21 protein-coding genes are annotated in these 22,377 nt (G+C 71.0%); 8 read left to right on the forward strand and 13 right to left on the reverse strand.

Annotation, left to right across the window (positions count from 1 at the left end; genetic code table 11):
* Positions 1 to 1,077, reverse strand: a 1,077-nt coding sequence (locus ACF088_RS39910) for an ice-binding family protein (protein ID WP_392380894.1), incomplete at its 3' end; no start/stop codon positions are given.
* 1,267 nt (positions 1,078 to 2,344) lie between these two features.
* Here ACF088_RS39910 and ACF088_RS39915 point away from each other — a divergent pair.
* The 4 genes from ACF088_RS39915 (at position 2,345) to ACF088_RS39930 (ending at position 5,727) form a co-directional block, all read left to right on the forward strand.
* The gene (locus tag ACF088_RS39915) at positions 2,345 to 2,935 is read left to right on the forward strand and encodes a DUF5994 family protein (protein ID WP_392380895.1); all 591 of its coding nucleotides are present in this window, start codon (positions 2,345 to 2,347) and stop codon (positions 2,933 to 2,935) included.
* A 190-nt stretch (positions 2,936 to 3,125) separates the two neighbouring features.
* Entirely contained in the window at positions 3,126 to 3,773 is a 648-nt protein-coding gene (locus ACF088_RS39920; RefSeq protein WP_392380896.1) for a DUF4291 domain-containing protein, read from the forward strand.
* A gap of 214 nt (positions 3,774 to 3,987) precedes the next feature.
* Complete coding sequence (locus ACF088_RS39925; protein WP_392380897.1) at positions 3,988 to 5,415, forward strand: alkaline phosphatase family protein; 1,428 nt, start codon at positions 3,988 to 3,990, stop codon at positions 5,413 to 5,415.
* A 12-nt stretch (positions 5,416 to 5,427) separates the two neighbouring features.
* Complete coding sequence (locus ACF088_RS39930) at positions 5,428 to 5,727, forward strand: hypothetical protein (RefSeq protein WP_392380898.1); 300 nt, start codon at positions 5,428 to 5,430, stop codon at positions 5,725 to 5,727.
* A 231-nt stretch (positions 5,728 to 5,958) separates the two neighbouring features.
* Here ACF088_RS39930 and ccsB read toward each other — a convergent pair whose 3' ends face one another.
* The 7 genes from ccsB to hemL all read right to left on the reverse strand — a co-directional run bounded on the left by ccsB (position 5,959) and on the right by hemL (position 13,757).
* Positions 5,959 to 7,047: a c-type cytochrome biogenesis protein CcsB gene (gene ccsB / locus ACF088_RS39935; RefSeq protein WP_392380899.1), complete on the reverse strand. Its 1,089-nt coding sequence runs from the start codon at positions 7,045 to 7,047 to the stop codon at positions 5,959 to 5,961.
* Entirely contained in the window at positions 7,044 to 8,855 is a 1,812-nt protein-coding gene (locus ACF088_RS39940; RefSeq protein ID WP_392380900.1) for a cytochrome c biogenesis protein ResB, read from the reverse strand. The genes ccsB and ACF088_RS39940 overlap by 4 nt, the downstream gene beginning before the upstream one ends.
* Before the next feature lie 3 nt (positions 8,856 to 8,858).
* A complete protein-coding gene (locus ACF088_RS39945) occupies positions 8,859 to 9,620 on the reverse strand; it encodes a cytochrome c biogenesis CcdA family protein (protein WP_392380901.1) in 762 nt (253 codons plus the stop codon).
* Between the two features lie 4 nt (positions 9,621 to 9,624).
* Positions 9,625 to 10,239: a TlpA family protein disulfide reductase gene (locus ACF088_RS39950; protein ID WP_392380902.1), complete on the reverse strand. Its 615-nt coding sequence runs from the start codon at positions 10,237 to 10,239 to the stop codon at positions 9,625 to 9,627.
* A 77-nt stretch (positions 10,240 to 10,316) separates the two neighbouring features.
* Entirely contained in the window at positions 10,317 to 11,546 is a 1,230-nt protein-coding gene (locus ACF088_RS39955) for a hypothetical protein (RefSeq protein WP_392380903.1), read from the reverse strand.
* 146 nt (positions 11,547 to 11,692) lie between these two features.
* Positions 11,693 to 12,373, reverse strand: a complete 681-nt coding sequence (locus ACF088_RS39960) for a histidine phosphatase family protein (protein ID WP_392380904.1) — start codon at positions 12,371 to 12,373, stop codon at positions 11,693 to 11,695.
* Between the two features lie 58 nt (positions 12,374 to 12,431).
* Entirely contained in the window at positions 12,432 to 13,757 is a 1,326-nt protein-coding gene (hemL, locus tag ACF088_RS39965) for a glutamate-1-semialdehyde 2,1-aminomutase (RefSeq protein ID WP_392380905.1), read from the reverse strand.
* Between the two features lie 306 nt (positions 13,758 to 14,063).
* On the opposite strand from hemL, the gene ACF088_RS39970 reads away from it, so the two are divergent.
* The gene (locus ACF088_RS39970) at positions 14,064 to 14,654 is read left to right on the forward strand and encodes a hypothetical protein (RefSeq protein WP_392380906.1); all 591 of its coding nucleotides are present in this window, start codon (positions 14,064 to 14,066) and stop codon (positions 14,652 to 14,654) included.
* A 243-nt stretch (positions 14,655 to 14,897) separates the two neighbouring features.
* On the opposite strand, the gene ACF088_RS39975 is transcribed toward ACF088_RS39970, so the two are convergent.
* From ACF088_RS39975 to ACF088_RS39985, 3 genes are all read right to left on the reverse strand, one after another.
* Positions 14,898 to 15,740, reverse strand: coding sequence for an SDR family NAD(P)-dependent oxidoreductase (locus ACF088_RS39975; RefSeq protein WP_392380907.1), 843 nt, complete (start codon positions 15,738 to 15,740; stop codon positions 14,898 to 14,900).
* The gene (locus ACF088_RS39980) at positions 15,737 to 16,342 is read right to left on the reverse strand and encodes a cupin domain-containing protein (RefSeq protein ID WP_392380908.1); all 606 of its coding nucleotides are present in this window, start codon (positions 16,340 to 16,342) and stop codon (positions 15,737 to 15,739) included. The genes ACF088_RS39975 and ACF088_RS39980 overlap by 4 nt, the downstream gene beginning before the upstream one ends.
* Before the next feature lie 204 nt (positions 16,343 to 16,546).
* The gene (locus tag ACF088_RS39985) at positions 16,547 to 17,131 is read right to left on the reverse strand and encodes a TIGR03086 family metal-binding protein (protein ID WP_392380909.1); all 585 of its coding nucleotides are present in this window, start codon (positions 17,129 to 17,131) and stop codon (positions 16,547 to 16,549) included.
* Positions 17,132 to 17,396: 265 nt separating this feature from the next.
* Here ACF088_RS39985 and ACF088_RS39990 point away from each other — a divergent pair, with 265 nt between their 5' ends.
* Complete coding sequence (locus tag ACF088_RS39990; RefSeq protein ID WP_392380910.1) at positions 17,397 to 18,278, forward strand: DUF6597 domain-containing transcriptional factor; 882 nt, start codon at positions 17,397 to 17,399, stop codon at positions 18,276 to 18,278.
* Between the two features lie 107 nt (positions 18,279 to 18,385).
* Here ACF088_RS39990 and ACF088_RS39995 read toward each other — a convergent pair whose 3' ends face one another.
* On the reverse strand, positions 18,386 to 19,099 hold the full coding sequence (locus ACF088_RS39995) for a TetR family transcriptional regulator (protein WP_392380911.1): 714 nt from the start codon (positions 19,097 to 19,099) through the stop codon (positions 18,386 to 18,388).
* 236 nt (positions 19,100 to 19,335) lie between these two features.
* On the opposite strand from ACF088_RS39995, the gene ACF088_RS40000 reads away from it, so the two are divergent.
* Complete coding sequence (locus tag ACF088_RS40000; protein ID WP_392380912.1) at positions 19,336 to 21,042, forward strand: FAD-dependent monooxygenase; 1,707 nt, start codon at positions 19,336 to 19,338, stop codon at positions 21,040 to 21,042.
* Here ACF088_RS40000 and ACF088_RS40005 read toward each other — a convergent pair.
* The gene (locus tag ACF088_RS40005) at positions 20,999 to 21,739 is read right to left on the reverse strand and encodes an AAA family ATPase (RefSeq protein WP_392380913.1); all 741 of its coding nucleotides are present in this window, start codon (positions 21,737 to 21,739) and stop codon (positions 20,999 to 21,001) included. The genes ACF088_RS40000 and ACF088_RS40005 overlap by 44 nt on opposite strands.
* Before the next feature lie 234 nt (positions 21,740 to 21,973).
* Here ACF088_RS40005 and ACF088_RS40010 point away from each other — a divergent pair, with 234 nt between their 5' ends.
* On the forward strand, positions 21,974 to 22,309 hold the full coding sequence (locus ACF088_RS40010; protein WP_392380914.1) for a YnfA family protein: 336 nt from the start codon (positions 21,974 to 21,976) through the stop codon (positions 22,307 to 22,309).
* The last annotated feature ends 68 nt before the right edge of the window (positions 22,310 to 22,377 follow it).

The raw sequence follows: 22,377 nt of genomic DNA on the forward strand, positions 1-22,377 counted from the left end.
ACCGGCCGCGTTGGTGGTGGCGGTCACCGGGACCGCACCACCGGTGAAGGTCACCGACCCCCCGACGACCGGCAGACCGTTGCAGGTCACCACAGCGGACACGGGCTTCGGCTGCCCGACGACCACCGGCCCGGCCACCGGCTGGACCACCACCAGGCAGGACGGCTGCGGAGTGACGGTGATGGGGAGGGGCGCGGAGACGACGCCGGTGCACGCGCACCCGCTGTCGGCCGCGGTGACGGTGGCAGTGATCGTGGCGGGCCCGGCGGTGTTGAAGGTCAGTGTTCCGGTGGCGACACCGGCCGCGTTGGTGGTGGCGGTCACCGGGACCGCACCACCGGTGAAGGTCACCGACCCCCCGACGACCGGCAGACCGTTGCAGGTCACCACAGCGCTCACGGGGGTCGGTTGCCCGGCGACCACCGGCCCGGCCACCGGCTGGACCACCACCAGGCAGGTGGACAGGGCCGGCACGGTGACCGCGTTCGAGTCCAGCGTGACGGCGGCGCCGATGGCCAGCAGCCGGCCGTCCACGATGGCCCCCGTCGTGGCGGTGATCGAGGTGAAGGCGAGGATGCTGCCCCTGATGGTGGAGCCGGCGCCGAGTGTCGCGGAGCTGCCGACCTGCCAGAAGACGTTGGCGGACTGCGCCTGGTTGACGAGGGTGACGTTGCCGGTGGCTCCCGTGATGAGCGTGGTGATCGTCTTGAAGACGAAGACGGCGTTCGGGTCACCCTGAGCGTCCAGGGTCAGTGTCCCGTTGAGGGAGAACGTGCCGGACAGGGAGTTGTACACGCCGGGGGTCAGGGTGGTCCCGCCGAGTTCCGTCGGAACCGTGGCCGTGACCGGGCGTACCAGCGCGTTGGCGTACCCGGTCAGCAGGTCGGCCTGGGCCTGCGCCGCGGCGGCGTCGTTCAGGTGGATGGTTCCGGTGACCGTTCCGGGAGGGAAGCCGGTCACCGCACCGGCGGGGCTCACTCCGAGGTCGCCGGCGACCACGGTGGGGCCGGTGTTGGTGACCGCCGTGTTGGCGAGCACCCCATAGGTGGAGGCGGTGCCCAGAGGTACGGTTGCCATCGTGGCTTTTCCTTTCCTAAGGCTTCCGGGGCAGCCCTGATGCCGCCCTGGAACGGTGGGAGAGCGGCGCGCTTGCACCGCTGCGACCGGCGCCTCGGGCACGGGGGAGCTGTGCCGTCCGCTGCGCGCCGGGTTGCATGTGAGGGCTTCGGCCGAGCGTGCTTTTCGCACTCGCCACAGCTGCCTGACCAACGCAGTCAGGCGTCAGTGGTGGCGCCGCGTGCTCGTGGGGGATGTCGCACCACAGGACGCGTGGCGCAGGACCGTCGCCGGTGGCGGATGCCGGGGGAGTCCGGCCTCAGGGCCGGAGGGAAACCGCAAAGTCGCCTGGGAAGGCGGGGTGGTCGCCCGAATCGGTCACGTGGGTGTGACGGCGGCCCGGGGAGGCCGATTGCACATGGGATCCGCCCTTAGCGGGCCGATCGGATTCAGCGGAGTCGGCACCATGAGCCGAATTCGGCTCACCCCGACTCAAAGCAGTTGATGCCTGTTCGGCTGCATACCCTTGCCCATGCCGAGCCCTCGCGATCTAGGTCTGTGTGGATCTAGGCCGGCACTCCAAGAGACTGACTGACGGTCAGTCAACAACCGGTAGGGGCAACTGACCGGCCGTCCATGGAGCACCCATCACGCACTGCCGCTGACCGTTACCGGTCGATCGGCACAAGACGAGTCACCGGGAGGGATGGGCGGCCTCCGGACTCATCATCGCCATTAAGGCGCCACCGGCGGGCCTTGGGTAGAGGGAGGACCGCATCTCACTCGAATGGCCCAGCGTGGGCTGTGGCCTCGTGACTGTCCGCTGTGCGCGGGCGCCCGCGGCCCGCGGCGTCCGGCCCCTGCCACCGCTGCCTTTCCGCAGAGCGCGTGCCACGGGAAATGAGGCGCCGGCGGCGGTAAAATGGGGCGTGGGTCGGTGCACTCTCACGTGCCACCGCCCGAAAGGGCGGCCCCGGTGTTGTCTACGCCGGGGCCGTTGGCCGGTTGCCGCTGCCGCATCCGTGGGGCGGCCACACCACAGGCTCCAGGCTTCAGGCCCCGGGGCTGGTGTCCGGGGAAAGCTCGGGAGGGATGAGCCGCGGGCCGGTCTCTCACCGCGTCACCCGGGCCGTTTCAACCGCTCGCTCCGCATCGGTCCGCCGGGCTCTTACCAGGAGTAAGCTCGAATTACCGAGAGCATTTCGCACACCGGCCTTCGAGCTCGTGTCGTTTTCGGCGATTCACGACACCGGGCCGGCTTCCTGCGGCCCGGGGCAAGGTCCGCGTCATGACCGCGACCGTTCCGTACACACCTGCCACCGAGGGCCGGACCTCTTCGCTGCCCCTCCGGGTCCAGCTGGCGCCGGCCGGCACCTCTCCGGCCCTGCTCGACGGGGCGTGGTGGCCCCGCTCCCGCGACCTCACGGCGGAACTTCCCGCGCTGACGGCCGTCCTCGACCCGTTGTGGGGACGGATCACCCATGTCACCGTGAACCCCACGTTCTGGCCGGTCATCCCACGGAAGGTGCCCGTCGAGGGGCATGTGGTGGGTGTCGGCTGGTTCGAGGAGGAGCAGGACCCGCACAAGCTGCTGCTGCTCTCCTACAACACCGGCCGTTGGGATCTGCTGGTGATCCCCCCGGAGACCGGTCCCGCCACGGCCGCCCGGCTCATGGCCGAGGCCGCCGATCCGCTGGGCACCCTTACCGCGAGCGGCCTGATGGAGGCAGCGGAGCGACGCCGGATCGCAGCGGCTGCCGACCTGGCCCTGATTGCGGCGTGGGACTCCGAAGGCGGCCATGGAGCATCCCTGCCGACCTCACGTTCCCCTGCCCGGGCGGTCGTTGCTCAGGTACCGGATCCGCCGGAAGGCAACTGAGCACCCGTATCCGAGCACCGCCGAGCGCCGGGAGCGCCGGTCCCTGTCCCTTCCACCGCTCCATGCGAAAGCCCCAGGTCGGCGGCCTGGGGCTCGGCCGTTGTCCGGCTCGTTTGGGGCCCCGGGGCCCGCTCACCCAGCCCCGCAATTCGCTGGCCCCGGGCCGCGCCCTCCACCAGAATGACCAGCCATGAGCACCACCCCCGCCACCCCCGCAGAGGCCGCGCACGCCCCCGCCCACGCCACCGAACCACCCCGCCGTATCCGCGCCCTGCACACCGAACGGACCGTCACCGTCTATCAGGCGTACTCCCCCGCGCTGGGCCTCCCGGCTGCGCGGGACGGGCGCTTCCCTGCGGCCTGGAAGCGGGAGCGGATGACATGGATCAAGCCGTCGTTCCTGTGGATGATGTACCGCTGCGGCTGGGGCGCCAAGGCCGATCAGGAGACCGTGCTCGCCGTCGAGATCGACCGGGGCGGGTTCGACTGGGCGCTGCGGCATGCCTGTCTGTCGCACTACGTGCCGGACGAGCACGCTGACCGCGCGGCCTGGCAGCGGCAGTTGAAGGGGGCGCCGGCGCGGGTGCAGTGGGATCCGGAGCGGGATCTGCGGCTGCAGGCGCTGCCGTACCGGTCGCTGCAGCTGGGGCTGGCGGGGGAGGCGTCGCGCCGGTATGCCGATGAGTGGACGGTGGCGATCACGGATGTCACGCCGCTGGCCCGGGAGGTCCATGCGCTGGTGCGTGCCGGGGAGATGGCGGCGGCCACCGCGCTGCTGCCCGAGGAGCGCCCCTACCCGGCACCCGGGGGAACTCCGGGCCTCGGCCGCGTGTCCTGATACACCTTCACAAACGCGTAATTCGGGCCGCCGCACGGTCCGCCGGGCACTGGTTCGTGTGACGTACGGAGCGTAGCGGTCCCCGGCCAACTCTCGATCGTTCACAGCCAATTGATGCGTCGTTCAGCAACCTCCCCCTGCCCGGGAAACTCGGCCGCCGCCACAGTCATGTCGGCCCACTGAGGGCTCACGCGACTCAGGGAGAGTGGCACATATGCCCGACATGACCCGACGCAGACTCCTCGGCTCGGCGGCCGGCGCGGTCGGCGGCGCCGCCGCGCTGTCGCTGCTGCCGCCCAGCGTGCAGAAGGCCGTCGCCGCCGGACCGGCACGTCACGGCTCACTGCACGACGTCGAGCACGTCGTGATGCTGATGCAGGAGAACCGTTCGTTCGACCACTACTTCGGCACCCTGCGCGGCGTCCGTGGCTTCGCCGACCCGGACGCGCTGACGCTGCCCGACGGCCGGTCGGTCTTCCATCAGCCGGATGCGGGGAACCCGGACGGCTATCTGCTGCCGTTCCGCCTCAACACGCACACCACCAGCGCCCAGGCCATTCCCTCCACCAGCCATGCCTGGTCCGTGCAGCACGAGGCGTGGAACGGCGGCAAGATGGACCGCTGGCTGCCCGCGCACCGCAAGGCCGACGGTGTCAACGGGCCGTATGTGATGGGCTATCACACGCGTGCGGACATCCCCTTCCAGTTCGCCCTGGCCGAGGCGTTCACGCTGTGCGACAACTACTTCTGCTCGGTCTTCGGGCCGACCTGGCCCAACCGGCTGTACTGGATGACCGGCACCCTCGACCCGGGCGGCACGCTGGGCGGTCCGGTGCTGAACAACACCGCGCCCAAGCCGTACCGCTGGACGACCTATGCCGAGCGGCTGCAGGCGGCCGGGATCAGCTGGAAGGTGTACCAGGAGGAGGACGACTACGGCTGCAACCTGCTGGAGCAGTTCCAGACGTTCCGGGACGCCAAGCCCGGGGAGCCGCTCTACGAGCGCGGGATGCGGGCGCAGCCGGCCGGCACCTTCGAGGACGACGCCCGGGCCGACCGGCTGCCGGCCGTCTCCTGGCTGATCCCCACGAGCCACCAGTCCGAGCATCCGGACTACCTGCCGGCCGCCGGCGCCGACTACGTCGCCCGGAAGATCGAGGCGATCGCGTCCAACCCGAGGCTGTGGGCCAAGACCGTCTTCATCCTGAACTACGACGAGAACGACGGTCTCTTCGATCATGTGCCGCCGCCGGTGCCGCCGGCCGGGACCAAGGACGAGTTCGTCCGGGGCCTGCCGATCGGCGGCGGGTTCCGGGTGCCGTGTCTGATCATCTCGCCGTGGACGGTGGGCGGCTGGGCCGCCGGCGACCCCTTCGACCACACCTCGGTGCTGCAGTTCCTGGAGCGCTGGACGGGTGTGGCAGAGCCCAACATCAGCGACTGGCGACGGGCTGCTTTCGGCGATCTGACCTCCGCGTTCGGCTTCCGCCACCGGGCGCACCGCCCGCCGCGGCTGCCCCGTGACACCGCCGAGCAGCTGGTCGAGGCGCAGTGGGAGGTGGCGAATCTGCCGAAGCCGACGCTGCCGGGCGCGGGACAGCAGCCGCCGCGCCAGGAGCGCGGCCGGCGCAGGCGGCGCTAGTACCTTGGGCGCATGTCGATATCCATTGGCCTCAGCCTCGGTGTGTCCGGTGTGCAGTCGGGAGAGGAGACCGCGCGTGTCGCCGAGGCACTGACCGCGTTCCTCACCAAGCACGATCTTGAGAAAGACGTGGCGGTGTCCGAGGACACATCGACGGGTGAGGTCTTCGCGGAGAGCGACTACCCGATCATCGTGTCCCGCTTCGGCCCCTGGTCCGACGAGATCGAGCAGGGGTCTCGCGACACCGTGCGGGCGGTTGCTCCCGCCGCACACGTGGACGTCCGGTGGAGTTTCGAGGACGAGGACGACTAGGGCGCGGGCCGGGCGTCTCTCTGGTCGCCCGGTCACCGGGCGTCTCTCTTCCCGCCCCCTGACCGGGCGGTTCCATCCGCCGTGAAACGACAGTGCCGTACGGGCCGGCCTCGCAAGAGGGCGCCCCGTACGGCACTGCGGAGTGTGCGGGTCCGAGTCTCGCGTGGCGGGTCCGAGTCTCGCGTGGCGGATCGGACTTCCGCGGGGCGGATCGGAATCCCGTGTAGCGGGTCAGACTCCCGCGTAGGAGTGCAGGCCCGTCACGAAGATGTTCACGCCGTAGTAGTTGAACAGGTAGCAGGCGAAGCCGATCAGGCCCAGGTAGGCGGCCTTGCGGCCCTTCCAGCCGGCCGTGGCGCGGGCGTGCAGGTAGCAGGCGTAGGCGACCCAGGTGATGAAGGCCCAGACCTCCTTGGGGTCCCAGCCCCAGTAGCGGCCCCACGCGGCCTCGGCCCAGATGGCGCCCGCGATGATGGTGAACGTCCACAGCGGGAAGACGGTGGCGTTGACGCGGTAGGCGAACTTGTCGAGCGAGGCGGCCGAGGGCAGCCGCTCCAGTACGGACGAGGCGAAGGCGCCGGGCTGCTTGCCCGCCGGGTCGGCGAGCTTGGACTCGTAGGCGTCGCGGAACAGGAAGAGCAGGGTGGAGACGGCGCCGAGGTAGAGCGCCGCGCCGGAGATGATCGCGCAGCTGACGTGGATCCACAGCCAGTACGAGTGCAGCGCGGGCACCAGCTGGTCACTGGCGGTGTAGAGCACCGAGACGGCCAGCCCGAGGTCGAGCAGGACGGTGGTGACCAGGGGCAGCCCGATCCAGCGGACCTTCTTCCCGAGCGCGAGCAGCAGGAGGTAGAGGCCCACGGCGACCGCGGCGAAGGTCGTGGAGAATTCGTACATGTTGCCCCAGGGGGCACGCTCCACGGACAGGGCGCGGGTGACGACGCCGCCCACGTGCAGCGCCCAGGCAAGGACGGTCAGCGAGATGGCGATCCGCCCGTAGAGGTCGCCCTTCTCGGTGTCGCCCGCGGCGCCCGGGCCGTCGGGGACGTCGCGGCTGCCGGCGACGGACTTGGTGACGACCTCGGGCCGTTCCAGTACGGCCGTTCCGCCCCCCTGCTGGGCCTTCCGGGCGGCGACCGTCACGGGTGCCGTGGACCGTGCGGTGAGGGCGGCGGCGGTGCGGCCGACCTTGCTGCGGCTGCCGAACACCCACTCGGCCATGTGCGCGAGGAAGGCGAGCGTATAGACCGCCATCGCGGAATAGACCAGCAGGTTGCTGTTGTGCGCCAGTGTCTCGTTGGCTGCGGCAGCGATGTTCACGCGCGCGCTCCTTCGGAGGGGTCAGCAGGTCCGTCAGAGTCAGTGGGCTCCGCGGGGTCTTCGGTGTCGGTGTCGGTGTCGGGGGCGTCGGCAGCGGGCGGGGCGTCGGGCCACAGTTCCCCGGCAAGCTGGGCGAGTTCCTCCGGCAGCCGGGCCGATTCGCTGCGGCCCAGGGCGGCCATCTCGACCACGGTGACGCCGTCGGCGCCCTGCTCCGCCCGGACCCACATCCGGCGCCGCTGGATGAACAGCGACCCGGCCAGGCCCAGCAGGGCGGCGACCGCGCCGGTCAGTGCCAGGCCGTTGCCGGGCTGGTGGGAGACCTTGAAGCTGGCCCAGCTCTTGACGCCCTCGAAGGTGATCGAGCCCTCGCCGTTCGGCAGCTTCATCGTGGTCTGTGCTTCGGCGGCGCGTACGGCCGCCTTGTTCTTGGAGCCCGCGTGCTGCTCCACACGGTCCTTGGGCAGCAGCATCTTCTTCAGGATGCCGCCCTTGCCGTCCTGGTACTTCTTGAGGCGCTTGGTGTCCAGCTTGTAGACGCTCTGCGGCAGGCCGGAGTCCAGGCCCAGATCACCGTGGTACGCGTTGACCGAGAGCACGGGGAAGTCCAGCGCCGGGAACTGCGAGAACATCGAGCCGGTGCCGCGGCCGCCGAACGTCGGGACGAACATGGCCTGGAAGCCGAGCTGGTTGCGCTTGCCATTCTTGGTCTGTGCGCCGGGCACCTTCACCACCCCGGTCGAGGTGAGGTTCTTCGGGTCCGCGGGCAGGAAGGCCGTGGCACCGTGGAAGACGGTCTTGCCGCGGCCGTCCTTGACGGTGACGACGGGCGAGTAGCCGTGCGAGAGCAGGTAGACCCGGTTGCCCGCGATGTCGAGGGGCTTGTTGACCTCGATGGCGGTGTGGTGCTGCTTGCCGTCCGCGCCCAGGAAGTAGGAGATCTGCGCCCGGTAGGTGCGCGGGGTGCCCCGCTGGGGTCCGGTCCGCTCGTACGTCGCGTCGAAGTGGTTGAGCTTGAAGCCGAACGGGTCCATGTCGTCGGTGTCGTAGAACGGTCCCGACTTGAACTCGTCGTACTGCGTGAGGCTGTTGGCGAAGCCGTCGCCCTCGGTGACCAGCTTGTTGCCCTCGGACTTCCACAGGCCGCCGACGGCGAACGCCACCAGCATCACGATCAGCGCGACGTGGAAGACGAGGTTGCCGACCTCGCGCAGGTAGCCCTTCTCGGCGGCGATCGCGGTGGTGTCCCGGTGGGCGCGGAAGCGCCGCTTCTTCAGCAGCCGCTGCGCCGCGCCGAGGACCTCTTCGGGGGCCGCCTCGGTGCGCCAGGTGGTGTACGCGGGCAGCCGGGTCAGCCGGCGCGGGGCGGCCGGCGGGCGGCCGCGGAGCTGTCCGACGAACTGCCAGCTGCGCGGCACGATGCAGCCGATCAGCGAGATGAACAGCAGCAGGTAGATCGCGGAGAACCACACCGAGCTGTAGACGTGGAACATCCCGAGCTTGTCGTAGATGCCCGCGAGGGTGGAGTGGTCGGCCTTGAACTGGTCGACCTTGGTCGGGTCGACGCTGGTCTGCGGGATCAGCGAGCCGGGGATGGCGCCGATCGACAGCAGGAAGAGCAGCAGCAGCGCGACCCGCATCGAGGTCAGCTGCCGCCAGAACCAGCGTGCCCAGCCGAGCGGGCCGAGCGAGGGGAAGGTGACGTCTTCCGTGGGCGCGGTGGAGAGCTGGGATCCGGCCGCGCCGAGATCACTGCCCGCGTCGGCCGCGGAGCCCGGGTCGCGGGGGGTGTCGGTCTTGGTGGACATCAATCAGATCCCAACGGTGGAGCTTTGCGTCCAGCTCTGGAGCTCGGACATCAGGCTGTCCCAGATGCCGGTGACGAGGAGGAGGCCGAGGGCGACCATCATCCCGCCGCCGATCCGCATCACCCACAGATAGTGCCGCTTGACCCAGCCGAAGGCGCCGAGCGCCCGGCGGAAGGCCAGCGCGACGACGATGAACGGCACGCCCAGGCCCAGGCAGTACGCCACGGTGAGCAGGGCGCCGCGGCCGGCGCTGGCGCCGGAGTACGCGAGGGCGCTGACGGCGGCGAAGGTGGGGCCGAGGCACGGCGTCCAACCGACGCCGAAGAGCACCCCGAGCACCGGCGCACCGGCCAGTCCCATCGCGGGCTTCATGTGGAAGCGCAGTTCGCGCTGTCCGAAGCGCTTGAGGACTCCGGCGAACGCCAGCCCGAGCAGGATCATCAGCACACCGAGGACCCGCGAGACGACGTCCTTGTACTGCTGCAGGGTCTGGCCGAAGAACCCGAAGAGCGCGCCGCCGGAGACGAAGACGGCGGTGAAGCCGAGGACGAAGAGCGCGGCGCCGGCCAGCATCCGGCCGCGCCGGGCCTCGCCGAGGTCGGTACCGGTGACGCCGGTGACGTACGACATATAGCCCGGCACCAGCGGCAGGACGCAGGGCGAGAAGAAGGAGACGAGTCCGGCGACGAGCGCGAGGGGGACGGCGGCGAGCAGGGTCCCGTTGAGGACGGTCTGGTTCTCCGCGGCGGCGGCGAGCGTGATCACGTGATCACTTCTCGGCGATCAGCGGGGTGATCATCTTGCGGAGATCGTCCTCGGCGAGCGGGCCGATCGAGCGGGCGGCGATCTTGCCGTGCCGGTCGATGGCGATCGTGGAGGGGATGGACTGCGGGTTGAGGCTGCCCTTGGGGAAGCGCAGCATCAGCCGGCCGGTCGGGTCGAACAGGCTCGGGTAGGGCATCTTGTGCTCTTCCTCGAAGCTGACGGCCTGCGACTTCTCGGAGTCGCGGGTGTTGATCCCGACGAACTGGACGCCCTTGGCCTTGGTCTCGTTCGCGACCTTGGCGAAGTTCGGCGCCTCGGCGATACAGGGCCCGCACCATGATCCCCAGACGTTGAGGACGACGACCTTGCCCTTGTAGTCGGCGACGTCCAGCTTCTTGCCGGCGGTGCTCTCACCCGAAAGATCGGGCGCCGGCTGCCGCTCGTCCTTCGTGACGGTGTCGATGCCGTTCTTGCCCTGGACGAACCGGGTCTGGGACGAGCCGCCGGAGGCGCCGTCGCCGCAGGCGCTGAGCGTCAGCGACACGGCCGCCGCCCCTGCGGCGAGCAGGGTGATGCGGCGGCGGCTCGTGAGGCGGCGTGGGGCGCGGCAAGCACTCATGTGAAAAGTTTCGCATGGGCCAATTCCGGATCTTCCGCGCCCCCCTCCGACGGCCCGTCGCCGCCCGGCGGTATCCGTCAGGCCACCGACAAATACGACTTCCAGCCGCCGTTCGGCCGGGCTCCGACGGGAAGCTGCTGGAGCTTGCTCACCACCTGCGGGTCCTGTGCGTCGAGCCAGTCGGTGAACTGCCGGAACGACACCAGGCGGACATCTTTGTTCTGCTCATTGGCAATGTGCTTGAGCGCATCCTCGACGGCATCCATGTAGATGCCGCCATTCCACTGCTCGAAGTGGTTGCCGATAAAGAACGGCGCGCGATTGGTCTCGTAGGCCCGGCGGAATCCGGAAATGTATGCGTCGGTGGCCTGCTGCCGCCAGCCCGGGTAGTTGGCCGGCGGAGCGTGCGTGGAGTTCTTCGACTGATTGAAGAGGATGTTGTAGTCCATCGAGAGCACCTCGAAACTGTGCCCCGGGAACGGAATCAGCTGGAGCGGGAAGTCCCAGAGGCCCCTCTTCTTCCCCGGCCACATCTGCATACCGCCGGGCGAGCTGGCGTCATAACGCCAGCCGAGGTCTTCAGCGATGGGCAGCAGGTTCTTCTGGCCCAGCAGGCAGGGGGTACGGCCGCCGACCAATTCCTTGCGGTAGTCGAACGGCAGCGGTTCGAGGTCGGTGAAGCCGGTGTTCGTGCGCCACTTCGTGACGAAGTCCATCGCCTGGTCGATTTCGGACTGCCACTGCCGGGGCGTCCAGTACTTGACCGAGGTCGGGGCTTCGCCGCAGAAGTGCCCGTTGAAGTGGGTGCCGACCTCGTGGCCGTCCAGCCAGGCCTCCCGCACGTACTTCAGCGTCTCCTTGATGTGGTGGTCGCTGAGGTAGGGGATGTCGGAGGCGCCCTGCCGGTTGTTCGGCGGGTAGTAGAGGTGCTTTTGGGATTCGGGCAGGAGATACAGGCCGGAGAGGAAGAAGGTCATTGCCGCGCCGTGGTCCCTGGCGAGCTGAAGGAAACGGGGGAAGAGGCCGTTGCCGACCTCTCCGGCCCCGTCCCAGGAAAAGACCACGAACTGCGGCGGGGCCTGACCGGGTTCGAGCCGTTCGGGTGCCTTGGGCTGATGGGGCTGCGCGCCGGAATATGCTGTCGAACCGTCACCGATGAGCTTCGCCCGGGCCTGGACCGATCCTTTGACCCGCTGCTTGTCCGCCCCCGCGCGATCCGAGTCCGTCGACGAGCAGCCGGCGACGCCCAGCGCAGCGGCTGCACCGACTCCCATACCCAGCAGGTTTCGCCGACTGATCGCGCGCATACCCTCGTCCCCATCCGTGCTCGCCGAACTCAATATCCATATAAACGGACAACGGAGAGGAGGGCATGTCGAGCGTCGGGGTCCCGAGTTATTCGCTTGGATATGTCATTTTGCCGTGACGTGACATTCCGCCAAGTGATGCGCCGTCAGGCCCCGAAAGCCTTGGCCTTTCCCTTGACCGGTTTGGCGCCCGCCAGAAGATGGGAGGGAACCAGGTCGCGCGCGGGCTCGCTGTACCCCACCGAAATGATCTTGTCGCCGTGGAAGGTGAACGACGTCAGCGAGGCCAGCGTGCACTGCCGCTTCCGCGGGTCGTGCCACAGCCGCCGCCGCTCCGCGAAGCTGCGCACGATCCAGATCGGCAGCTGATGGCTGACCGCCACCGCCTCGTGCCCGCGCGCCGCGTCCCGTGCCACACCCAGCGCCGCCATCATCCGCACGACCTGTTCGAGGTACGGCTCGCCCCAGGAGGGCCGGAACGGATTCGTCAGGTACTTCCAGTTCCCCGGCTTCTTCAGCGCACCGTCACCGACCCCGAAGGTCTTCCCCTCGAAGACGTTGGCCGCCTCGATCAGCCGCTCATCGGTGGCCAGCTCCAGGCCGTGCGCACCGGCGATCGGCGTCGCGGTCTCCTGCGCACGCTCCAGCGGCGAGGCGACGACATGCGTGATGTCCCGCCCCGCGAGGTGCTCCGCCACCCGGTCGGCCATCTTCCGCCCCAGCTCGGAGAGGTGATAGCCGGGCCGGCGCCCGTAGAGCACGCCGTCGGGGTTGTGCACCTCGCCGTGCCGCATCAGATGCACCACGGTGATGTCTTCGCTGCTCATGTCACCCATTCATTCAGTCGTCGGCAAGCAGTCGCCGGCCCGTGCGCCGGAGGTGTCCTCAGGCCGTCGCCGCGGCCGCGGCCCGCGCGGCGGCCGGCAGTGCGGCGGCGATGCGCTCGACGGCCGCCGTGTCGTGCGCGGTCGAGAGGAACCACGACTCGAAGGCGGACGGCGGGAGGTAGACGCCCTGCGACAGCATCGAGTGGAAGAAGGCGGTGAAACGGAACGACTCCTGCGCCTTGGCGGCGTCGTAGTCGGTCACCTCGGCCTCCGTGAAGAAGACCGTGAACATGTTCCCGGCGGCCTGGACCCGGTGCGCCACGCCCTCCTTCGCCAGCGCGGCGGTGACCAGGCCCCGCACCTCCGCCGAGACCGCGTCGACTTTCTCGTACGCGGCGTCGTCCAGCAGCCGCAGCTGCGCGACGCCCGCGGCGGTGGCGATCGGGTTCCCGGACAGGGTGCCCGCCTGGTAGACCGGGCCGGCCGGGGCGAGATGCGCCATGACGTCCGCGCGGCCACCGAAGGCCGCGGCCGGGAAGCCGCCGCCCATGACCTTGCCGAACGTCATCAGATCCGGACGTACCCCGTCAATTCCATACCAACCGGCCTTGCTGACGCGGAAGCCGGTCATCACCTCGTCGGAGATGTAGAGCGCCCCGTTGCCGGCGCACAGGTCCTTCAGGCCCTGGTTGAAGCCCGGCAGCGGCGGCACCACGCCCATGTTGCCCGGCGCCGCCTCCGTGATCACACAGGCGATCTCGCCCGGGTGCGCGGCGAACGCGGCCCGCACCGCCTCGATGTCGTTGTACGGCAGCACGATCGTGTCGCCGGCCTGCGCCCCCGTCACCCCCGGCGTGTCGGGCAGCCCCAAGGTCGCCACGCCCGAACCGGCCGCGGCCAGCAGCGCGTCCACGTGCCCGTGGTAGCAGCCCGCGAACTTGATCACCTTCGGCCGGCCGGTGAACCCGCGCGCCAGCCGGATCGCCGACATCGTCGCCTCGGTGCCGCTGGAGACCAGCCGCACCTGCTCGACCGGCTCGATCCGGGCCACGATTTCCTCGGCCAGCTCGACCTCGCCCGCGCCGGGCGTGCCGAAGGACGTACCGCGGGCGACCGCCTCCTGGACCGCGGCGATCACCTCGGGGTGCGAGTGGCCGAGGATCATCGGCCCCCAGGAGCACACGAGGTCGACATACTCACGGCCATCGGCGTCGGTGAGGTACGGACCGGTACCGGACACCATGAACCGGGGCGTACCGCCCACGGCCTGGAAGGCCCGCACCGGAGAGTTGACGCCGCCCGGCGTCACGGCGGACGCACGGTCGAAGAGCGACTGCGAAACAGGGGCTTCATACGGAAAAGACACTGTGATCCTGACCTGCATAAACGGCGGGTGGGCGGCGCTCGGACGCGGCCCTGCTGACTAGGGAGGCGGGAAGCTGCCTCGCGATACGCCTACGGGCGCCGCGCGGTTCACCCTCGCTCCTTTTTTGATTCCTCTCGCTTTCGACCGGGCGTCAGCCCCCACTCGTCTGCGAAACTGGGCCGACGTACGAGTAAGTCACGCAAGCAATGGTCTCAGAGGCGCACGGGGGCGCGTGGCCGGGCGTTTCACGCGCCGGTGACGGGGGAGGTCTCTGAGACGATGATCGGGTTGCGCGGCTGGGGCTGCGAGTGGTCGGGTGGAGATATGCATCGCGGTGGCGAACTGGGCGAGGGAACCAATGACCGGGGTCCCGACCGCGCCCAGCGCGGCCGTCACCGGCGCGAGGACGCCACGGGCGAGACCACGCGCGCGGACACCACGGGCGAGACCACGGGCGGGGAAATCAGAGGCGGCCGCATGGGGGTGACCTACAGGTACTTCGGTGCGCCCAACGGTGCGACCGCGGCCCGGGTTCCGGTCTCCATGCGTCCCGAGGAGCTCGGCGGTGACGAGCTCGGCATGGGCGGCATGTTCAGCAAGATCAAGCCGGAGACGATGGCCGCCATGGTCCTCACCGGCATAGAGGGCATACCCCTCCATAAGGTTCCGCCGCTCGAACTGGTCGTCCTCCACCCCGACTACGCCGTCGTCAAGCTCCCGATGACCGTGGTCGACCCGCTGCGAGGCGTCGGTGAGGAGTCGGTCGGCGCGGCCGCCTTCATCTGGTCCACCGTCCCCGACCGCGGCGGCCCGCGCGACGCCTTCACCGTCTACCAGCTGCTCCACGAGTGGCAGGACTTCAGCCACCGACTGCACGAGGCGGGGCACCAGGCGTACTGCCTGGTCTGGCCGTAACGGTTCCGCCTGCTTGGGCCGTAACGGTTCAGCGCGGGCGCGAGGGCAGTTCCGCGAGGGCAGTGGCGTGGGTGCAGTGGCGTGGGTGCCGCCGCTCGCCGCCCCGGGCGCGGCGGCCCCGGGTAGGCGGCCTCCCCGGTCAGGCGGCCCCGGGCGCGGCGCGCCGCCTGGCCGGGCCTGGTCGGACCTGGTCGGGCCTGGCCGGGGCGCTCCCGACAGGGGGGCCGCAGGGGGCCGCGCCGGTCACCACGTGGGGCGGGCCGACACACCGCCGTCCACGACCAGATCGTGCCCGGTGAGCCAGGACGCCATCGGCGAGGCGAGGAAGACACAGGCATCGCCCACGTCCTCCGGCGTGCCCAACCGCCCTGCGGGTGCCGCCGCCTGCCAGCGGCGCACCCCCTCGGGCCAGTCCTCGGCCAGGCCGGGCCGGTCGATCAGGCCGGGCGAGACGCTGTTGACGCGGATGCCGTACGCCCCGTACTCCAGCGCCGCCGTGCGCGCATGCATCACCACCGCCGCCTTCGACGCGCAGTAGTGGGCATGCTGCGGCGCCGGCCGGTCCGCCTCGATGGAGGCGATATGGGTCACCGACCCTCCGGCGCCCGCCCGCATCACGGCCGCCGCGGCCTGGGTGCAGGCGAAGACGCTGTGCACATTCACCTCCGTCACCGCCCGCCAGTCGGCGAGCGACATCCCCGCCAGCTCCTGCGTCGGCTGCACCCCTGCGTTGTTCACCAGCGCGGTCAGCCGCCCGCGCCAGCCGGCCGCCTCGGTCACCAGGCGGTGACACTCCTCCTCCACGGCCAGATCGGCGGACAGCGCCAGCGCGCTCCCGCCGTCCGCCTCGATCCGCTCGACCAGGTCCCGCGCCGCCTCCGCGCCCGTCCGGTAATGCGCCACGACGGCGGCCCCCGCGGCGGCGAACCGCAGCGCGATACCGCGGCCGAGGCCGCCGGCGGCGCCGGTGACGAGGACGACCTGCCCGCGGAGGTCGGGGAGATCGGGGAGCGGGGAACGGCCGGGGAGCGGGGAACGGCCGGGGAGCGGGGAGCGGCCGGGGCCGTCGGACACGGTCTCGGTCATGGCCGGCTCAGGGCGGCGATCCGCGCTGCCTCCCGGGGGAAGCGCGCGGCCAGTTCGGCGGCGTCCCCGTGCTCGTAGTCCTCGAAGGTGAAACCGGGCGCCGTCGTACAGCCGAAGAGCGTCCAGGAGCCGCCGTCGGCGACCTCGGCGGCCATCCACGTACCGGCCGGCACCGTGAACTGGACGTGCTGTCCGCCGAGCACGTCCGGCCCGAGGACGACCGTACGGGCCGGGCCGGCGCCCTCCGGCGGACCGCCGGCGGCCTGGACGCCCCCGGCCGGGGCACCGCCCGCCGGGGGACCGCCGCCCGAAGCGCCGCCGCCGGATGCGCCACCGTCTTCCGGGAGAAGGAACAGGGCGAGCGGATCACCGCGGTAGAAGTGCCAGATCTCGTCGGTGGGCAGCCGGTGCAGGGCGGAGAAATCGCCCGGCTCGGCGGTCAGCAGCATCACGATCGCCGAGCCCTCGGGCCGTCCGTCGGCACGCTCGGGGCCCGCCCAGGTACGCCGGAACCGTCCGCCTTCACGGGGCAGCGGCGCCAGCCCGTAGAAATCGATCAGCGCCTCGGGGAGCCGGTCACGGGACATCCGCTGCTCGTCCATCCGCGGGCTGCCTCCTCTCGGTCTGCAGGCTGCCGGGCTGACTGCCGGGCCGTGATCCAGGCTAGGGGTGACGGCAGTTCGGTGTGGGCCCATTCGAGCCAGGTGGCCGAGCCCGGGCCGAGGCGCTGCCGGGACGGAAGAACTGGGCCCGGGCGGAGGGGTACTGCCGGGCGGAGGGGCACTGCCCGGGCGGCCGACGGCCCGTCAGCCGGCCGTCCAATACGGGTCGCGGCCGGTCTCCGCCAGCAGCACATTGAGGCCGGAGGCGCCGGGCGGGACGGGGAGCGGCTCGGCGAAGACCTTCATCTTCCGGGCCGTCGGGGCCAGCTGTGCGACCAGTGTCCGCAGCTCGGCCACGCACCCGGCGGCCGGCGCGTACGGCCGGCCGGTCGCCCGCGCCGCGTCCCAGGCGTGCACCGTCAGATCCAGCAGCACCATCGCCCCGACGGTCCGTGCCGGCAGGTTCATTCCGCCGGTCAGGCCGTCCTCCGCGCCCGGCGCCGCCCACGCCTCGACCAGCCGCGCCGTCTCCTCCGCGAACCGGTCGGGCCACCGTGCGCCGTACTCGCCGAGCCGGTCGGGGGTGGTGCTGAAGTCCACGTCCTTCTTGGCGGCGAGTGCCTGAAAGGCGACGACCACCTGGAAGAGGTGGTTGAGCAGCGCCCGCAGGTCGTACTCGGCGCACGGCGTCGGCAGTTCCAGCTGCTCGTCGCGCACCCCGCGCAGTACGGGGAGCGCCGCGTCGGCCGCCGCTTCGAGCAGCGCGCTGATCGGCGGGGGCGCGGGCACCGGTCCCGTTCCCTTCGCGGGCGCTTCATCCGGAATATCTTGAATGTCTTGCATGTCTTGCATGTCGGTCATAGCGATGACGCTATGGGCCGCAGCCGGGGGCGGCTTGAAAAAATGCGACAGGGCGCGCGCTCGGTATGGCGACCGGCCGCGCGACCGCTGCGGCTCGCCCTCGCGGGCCGGGCCGGGCCGGGGCGAGAGGGGCCGGGCCGGTGCGGACGGGCCGAGACGGGCGGGACGGCGCGGGCACCCCTAAAATCCAGGCATGGCCGCTCCACGGCGCGATACCCGGGGCATCGTCGACGCCCCCGGACTCTTCACGCGGGTGCAGTTCCGCCGCCGCACCCCCGCCGCGCCACTGCGCCCCTATGTCGAGCATTACTGGCTGATCGACTGGGAGCTGTCCGAGCCGTATGCCACGCATGTCGTTCCGCACCCGTGCGTGAACCTCGTTTTCCAGCGGTACGCCGACCGGCCCGGCTTCGGCGAGGTCGCGGGCGTCGGGCTGGAGCTGTTCGCACAGAAGCTGACGGGGCGCGGGCGGGTGTGCGGGGTGCAGTTCCGGCCCGGCGGGTTCCGGCCGTTCGCCCCGGAGCGACCCGCCACGGACTGGACGGACCGCCGGTTGCCGCTGGCGACGGTGTTCGGGGCCACCGACACCGCGGCCACCGACAGCGCGGCTCCCGACACCGCGACCCCTGACATCACAGCCCCTGACGTCACGGCCCCTGATGCCGCCGCCACCGTGCTGGAGCCGGACGACGAGGACGCGCGGGTGGCCGCGCTCGACGCCTTTCTGATCCCCCACCTGCGGGCCGCGCCCCGGATTCTTGCCCAGGCCGACCTCGCCATGGGGCTGGCCGACCGGATCCGCACGGACCGTACGATCCGCCGGGTCGCGGACTTCGCGCAGGCCGAGGGCATGTCCGTACGGGCCCTGCAGCGATTGTTCGCCGGATACGTCGGGGTCAGCCCCAAGTGGGTACTGCTGCGCTACCGGGTGCACGAGGCCCTGGAGCGCGCCGCGTCCGACGCGGAGGTCGACTGGGCCGCGCTCGCCGCCGAGCTGGGCTACAGCGACCAGGCACATCTGATCCGCGAGGTCAGCGCCACCGTCGGGGTCCCGCCCACCGCCTACGCACGCTGACTCCAGCCGCTACCGGGGAGCCCCCGGAGCTGTTCGGCAATCAGGGCTGTTCGGCCGTCATAGCCGTCCGGGCATCAGGACTGTCGGACGTCATAGCCGTTCGAACATCAGGGCTGTTCGGCCGTCAGATAGCGCTGGACGGTGGGGGCCAGCCAGGCGACGACCTCGTCGTGGCTGAGGTTCACGGCCGGCGGGATGTGCAGCACATAGCGGCACAGCGCCATCCCGAGTATCTGGGACGCGATCAGCGCGGCACGGGTCGGCGCCTCGTCGGGCACCGGGCAGACCGCGGCCAGGACCGGCTTGATCTGTTCGGCGAACACGCCTCGCATCCGCTGCGCGCCCGCCTCGTTGGTGACGCCGACGCGCATCATGCCGGTCAGCGTCTCGTCGCACTCCCAGCGCTCCAGGAAGTGGCGTACGAGCCGGGCGCCGGCCTCGTCGCGCGGTACGTGGCTGAGGTCCGGGGCGTGTACCTCGATCTCGGAGGCGGCCGCGAAGAGACCGGCCTTGTTGCCGTAGTAGCGCATCACCATCGACGGGTCGATGTCCGCATCCCTGGCGATGGCACGGATGGTGGCGCGCTCATAGCCGTCCGCGGCGAAGCGGTCCCGGGCTGCGGCCAGGATCGCGGCGCGGGTCGCGGCGGAGCGGCGAGGGCGGGCGAGGTCCGCCGGACCGCCGGACGCGGCGTCCGAGGCGTCCGAGGCGACCTCGGGCGGCACGGCGGAGGCGGCGGAAGCGGCGGAAGCGGCGGGCGCAGAGGCCGCGGACGACGCGGCAGGCACGGCACCGGCGGCGGGGGGAACATGTTCGGCCATGTCAACAACTGTAGGCCAACACCTGTTGACACACCAGATCCGCCCGCCTTACGCTTGCCAACAAGCGTTGACCAACATGCGTTGGCATTGCTGCAGGCGTAGGCATAGACGCCAGCAGGCACGGACACCGTGCAGCCACAGAAACAGACACAGAAACCGACACAGGAACGGCGCAGACACCAACAACAACACCGGCACAGAGACCGGCACAGACACCGGCACAGGAGGCGGAAGCCATGGACGCCATGAACCACACGCCCGGCCACGACGGCCACGACGGCCCCAACGGTCACGGCGACCACGGCGACCACGGCGGCCACAACGGCCACGACTCCCCCGCGACGGACGAGGCGCAGGCGGCCCACGCTCGGGGGACCCGCGATACGGACGTCATCGTCGTAGGCGCAGGTCCGACCGGTCTGCTGCTCGCCGGAGACCTCGCCGAGGCGGGCCTGGGTGTCACGCTCCTGGAGCGCCGGCCCGCCACGATCAGCAATCTCACCCGGGCCCTGGCCGTCCATGCCCGCACCCTTGAGCAACTGGACGCCCGGGGCCTCGCCGACGAGCTGGTCGCCGGCGGCTACCAGGTCCCCGCCATCCGCCTGTTCGGGGACGCCACCTTCGATGCGACCCGGCTCCGCTCCCGCTTCCCGTTCGTGCTGATCACCCCGCAGTTCGAGGTGGAGCGGCTGCTGGAGCGGCGGGCCCGCCGGGCCGGGGTCGTCTTCCGCTACGACTCCGAGGTGCTCGGCCTCGATCAGGACACCGACGGCGTGACCGTGCGCTTCCGTACCGCCGAGGGCCTCGGCAGCATCCGCGCCGCCTACGCCGTCGGCACCGATGGCGTCCGCAGCACCGTCCGCGAGGCCCTCGGCCTGCCGTTCCCCGGCAAGTCCGTGATCCGCTCCCTGGTGCTCGCCGATGTCCGGCTCACCCGGGAGCCCGAGTCCCCCTTCACCGTCACCGCCAACGGCGACACCTTCGCCCTGGTCGGCTCGTTCGGCGACGGCTGGTACCGCGTCATCGGCTGGAACCGCCACCACCAGGCCGACGACGACGCGCCCGTCGGTCTCGACGAGGTCCGCGAGTTCGCCCGGCTCGCCCTCGGCAGTGAATACGGCGTCTCTGACGTCCGCTGGGTCTCCCGCTTCCACAGCGACGAGCGCCAGGTCTCCCGGTACCGCGTGGGCCGCGTGTTCCTCGCCGGCGACGCCGCGCATGTGCACTCCCCCGCCGGCGGCCAGGGCATGAACACCGGTCTCCAGGACGCCGCCAACCTCAGCTGGAAGCTCGCCGCGGTGCTCCGGGGCCACTCCCCCGACAGCCTGCTGGACAGCTACCAGACCGAGCGCCACCCGGTGGGCAGGCAGGTGCTGCGCAGCAGCGGCGCCCTCATCCGGCTCGCCCTGCTGCACACCGCCCCCGGACGCGCCGTCCGCACGCTCGCCGCCCGGCTCGTCAACCGTCTGCGGCCGCTGTCCGGCCGCGCGATCCGTACCATCTCCGGCATCGGCATCGCCTATGCGGCCGGGCCCGGCGCCCACCCCCTCGCCGGCCGGCGCGCCCCCGACATCCAACTGGCCGACGGCGGCCGCCTCTACGCACTCCTGCGCCAGGGGACGTTCGTCCTCCTGACCCCCGCCGGCGAGCCCGGCGTCCCCCGCACTCTGCCGGGCAAGGAGGACTCCCCCCGGCCCGCCGCGGACCGTGTCGTGACCGCCTCCTGGCGCAGCGGCCGCCGCACTGCGCTTCTCGTCCGCCCCGACGGCTATATCGCCTGGGCCACCGATGCCACGGCCCCTGCCGAGCGCGCCGCGGCGCTACGCTCCGCCCTCCTCCACTGGACCGGCGCCGCACCCGAGGACGGCGACTCCATAGGCACCGCCCGCCCCGCCTCCCTCACCCCTCCAGCACATGCCGCAGATACGCCCGGGGATCGTTGAGATAGCGCCGCCAGTGGTCGACCAGCCCCAGCTCCGCCCACTCCACGCTCCGCATCCCGTGCTCGCCGACCTCCACGATCGCCGCGCCGGGCAGCGCCGTCAGCAGCGGTGAGTGGGTGGCGCAGATGATCTGTGCGCCACCGCTCCCCAACTCGTCCATCAACCCGACCAGTTCCAGACAGGAGGTGAAGGACAGGGCCGCCTCGGGCTCGTCCATCACATACAGGCCCTGCTGCGAGAACCGCTCCCGGAAGGCCATCAGAAAGCCCTCCCCGTGGCTCATCTCGTCCGGGGACCGGGACAGCCGGTTCGACCTCTGCTCCCCGTTCAGCGCCTCCAGCGCCGTTTCGGCCCGCAGGAAGAACCCCCGCCGGCGGACCCGCGGCCCGCGCACCATCCGGCGTCCCTCCCGCGTCGGATCGAACCGCATCAGACCGCCGAGCAGCGACGCTTCCCGCGAACTCGCGTACTTGTAACCCGCCGAGCCGCCGTACGAATCCAGCCCGAAGCCCTCCGCCAGCGCCTCGGCCAGCGTCGATTTGCCCGAACCGTTCTCCCCCACCAGAAAGGTGACCGGAGCGCGGAAGGCCAGCCCCTCGTCGGCCAGTTGGCGCACACACGGCACCGTCCAGGGCCAGCCGTCCCCGGCCGTTCCCTCCCCCTCCGGAACGTCCACGTAAGCCCGTTCGATCAGCATGCCCCCGAAGTTCTCACACCCCACTGACAGCCGTCCGCCGGCCAACCGCTCACAGCACCCTGACGAAATCCCCCGCCGGGCCCTGGAGACCCCCCGCCCGGCGCTGACGCCCCCCGCCCGACCCTGAAGGATCCCTGCCCAGCCTTCAAAGATCCCTCCGCCCGGCCCCGACGAATCCCCTGCCCGGCAGCCCGCCCCCGCCGGAACGGGACCCTGGTTCCGTAGGCTTCACACATGCTGTTCGCCCGCTCCGCCGCCCTCTTCGTCGTCGCCGCCCTCTTCGAAATCGGCGGCGCCTGGCTGGTCTGGCAGGGCGTCCGCGAACACAAGGGCTGGGCCTGGATCGGCGCCGGAGTGATCGCGCTCGGGGTGTACGGCTGGGTCGCCACACTCCAGCCGGACGCCGCATTCGGCCGTATCCTCGCCGCGTACGGCGGTGTCTTCGTCGCCGGATCGCTGGCGTGGGGCGCGATCGCCGACGGCTACCGCCCCGACCGCTGGGATGTGACCGGCGCCCTGATCTGCCTGGCCGGAATGGCAGTGATCATGTATGCCCCCAGGGGTCGCTGAGGCCACTGAGGCCTCCTGCATATCCTGGCCGTAGACCACCCCTCCCCCGATCCCTGAGGAGCAGGGGG

The sequence above is a fragment of the Streptomyces sp. NPDC015125 genome (assembly GCF_043080045.1).
Lineage (GTDB): Bacteria > Actinomycetota > Actinomycetes > Streptomycetales > Streptomycetaceae > Streptomyces.